The sequence below is a fragment of the Thioalkalivibrio sp. ALE16 genome (assembly GCF_000381305.1).
Taxonomy (GTDB): Bacteria; Pseudomonadota; Gammaproteobacteria; order Ectothiorhodospirales; family Ectothiorhodospiraceae; genus Thioalkalivibrio.
In genome coordinates this window covers 408735-410732 of the sequence record NZ_KB906354.1, presented here as the reverse complement: position 1 = coordinate 410732, position 1998 = coordinate 408735, and the positions used below count along the sequence as shown (strand labels likewise).

Sequence of the window (1998 nt, the reverse complement as noted above, 5' to 3'; positions counted from 1 at the left end):
CCCGGCTCGGTAGCCCAGGCGGCCCTCGGTGCGCTCGCCCGGTGCCGCCTGGAGCTGGTCGCTCATCTCGGCTTCCAGAACCTGCTGGACCGCCTCGCGCACCAGCGTGCGCATCAGTTCCTCGTCTGTCCCCAAAAGCGCTCGCAGTGACGTGCGATCCGCAGTAGCCTGGCTCTTGTGAGTGGTCATGGTCTCGCCCTCCTTGAGGGGTTCCGGTGGTCGCTAACCAACCCGAATACCATGGCTGCTCACCTCCTGCCAGCTTCTGCACATAACTCAGCACACTACTACCAGACCGTTTCTAGCGCCGCGATTCCCGCAGGAAATAGAGCCCGCCAATAACGAACGCCACCCCGATAATCATTGCCAGCGGTCCGCCGAATCCCGCGCCTTCCCTTGGCGCAATCGGCGTAAACGCCAGCTGGCCGCCGAAAATTGCGTAGAGCCCGATCCCGAGCAGTACAAGCCCTACGATCACCAGCCCACCATCGGTCCTTTTTCCTCGCACAATACCTCCCCGCCTCCTGTGCCCAAGTGCCGCACCCGCCACCACGGGCATCGCGTTACCTTGGATCCAAGCCTGCCTCGAACACGCCCATAAAAAAAGCCCGACCCCCATGACTGGGAATCGGGCTTCGGATTAATGCCTGGCGGTGACCTACTCTCACATGGGGAGGCCCCACACTACCATCGGCGCAGAGCAGTTTCACTTCCGAGTTCGGGATGGGATCGGGTGGTTCCTACTCGCTATTGCCGCCAGACAAACTGGCCAGATAACACGGCTTATGCCGAGTCGTCTGAATTCGGAATGCATTCTAGGCGTGTGTACTTGGTGATGTGTCAGACGAGACCACCAACACTTTGGGTGTTATATGGTCAAGCCGCACGGGCAATTAGTACTGGTTAGCTACACGCGTTACCGCGCTTCCACACCCAGCCTATCAACGTTGTAGTCTTCAACGGCCCTACAGGGACCTCGAGGGTCCAGGGAGATCTCATCTTCAGGTGGGTTTCCCGCTTAGATGCTTTCAGCGGTTATCCCTTCCGCACTTAGCTACCCGGCAGTGCCACTGGCGTGACAACCGGAACACCAGAGGTGCGTCCATCCCGGTCCTCTCGTACTAAGGACAGATCCTGTCAAATCTCCGACGCCCACGGCAGATAGGGACCGAACTGTCTCACGACGTTCTAAACCCAGCTCGCGTACCACTTTAAATGGCGAACAGCCATACCCTTGGGACCTGCTTCAGCCCCAGGATGTGATGAGCCGACATCGAGGTGCCAAACACTGCCGTCGATATGGACTCTTGGGCAGTATCAGCCTGTTATCCCCGGAGTACCTTTTATCCGTTGAGCGATGGCCCTTCCATACAGAACCACCGGATCACTAAGACCTGCTTTCGCACCTGCTCGACGTGTCTGTCTCGCAGTTAAGCACCCTTATGCCTTTGCACTCGTCGCGCGATTTCCGACCGCGCTGAGGGTACCTTCGCACTCCTCCGTTACTCTTTGGGAGGAGACCGCCCCAGTCAAACTACCCACCACACACGGTCCCCGACCTGGATTACAGGCCTGGGTTAGAACTCCAAACTTGCCAGGGTGGTATTTCAAGGGTGGCTCCACCGAGACTGGCGTCCCGGCTTCAAAGCCTCCCACCTATCCTACACAAACAAGCTCAAAGTTCAGTGTGAAGCTGTAGTAAAGGTTCACGGGGTCTTTCCGTCTAGCCGCGGGTACACAGCATCTTCACTGCGATTTCAATTTCACTGAGTCTCGGGTGGAGACAGCGCCGCCATCGTTACGCCATTCGTGCAGGTCGGAACTTACCCGACAAGGAATTTCGCTACCTTAGGACCGTTATAGTTACGGCCGCCGTTTACCGGGGCTTCGATCAAGGGCTTCGCCGAAGCTAACCCCATCAATTAACCTTCCGGCACCGGGCAGGCGTCACACCCTATACGTCCTCTTTCGAGTTTGCAGAGTGCTGTGTTTTTAATA

Annotated in this window: 2 protein-coding genes and 2 rRNA genes (1 of these 4 cut by a window edge); all 4 read right to left on the bottom strand. The window is 57.6% G+C overall.

Going from position 1 to position 1998, the window contains the following annotated elements:
* On the bottom strand, positions 1 to 189 hold a 189-nt coding region (locus tag F627_RS0102000; protein ID WP_026280350.1), incomplete at its 3' end, for a transposase.
* A 112-nt stretch (positions 190 to 301) separates the two neighbouring features.
* Positions 302 to 508 (bottom strand): hypothetical protein, encoded by a 207-nt coding sequence (locus F627_RS0101995; RefSeq protein WP_026279164.1) that lies wholly within the window; start codon positions 506 to 508, stop codon positions 302 to 304.
* Between the two features lie 137 nt (positions 509 to 645).
* Positions 646 to 761: ribosomal RNA gene (rrf, locus tag F627_RS0101990) — 5S ribosomal RNA — on the bottom strand.
* Positions 762 to 872: 111 nt separating this feature from the next.
* Positions 873 to 1998 (bottom strand): 23S ribosomal RNA (locus F627_RS0101985); it runs 1753 nt beyond the window's last position.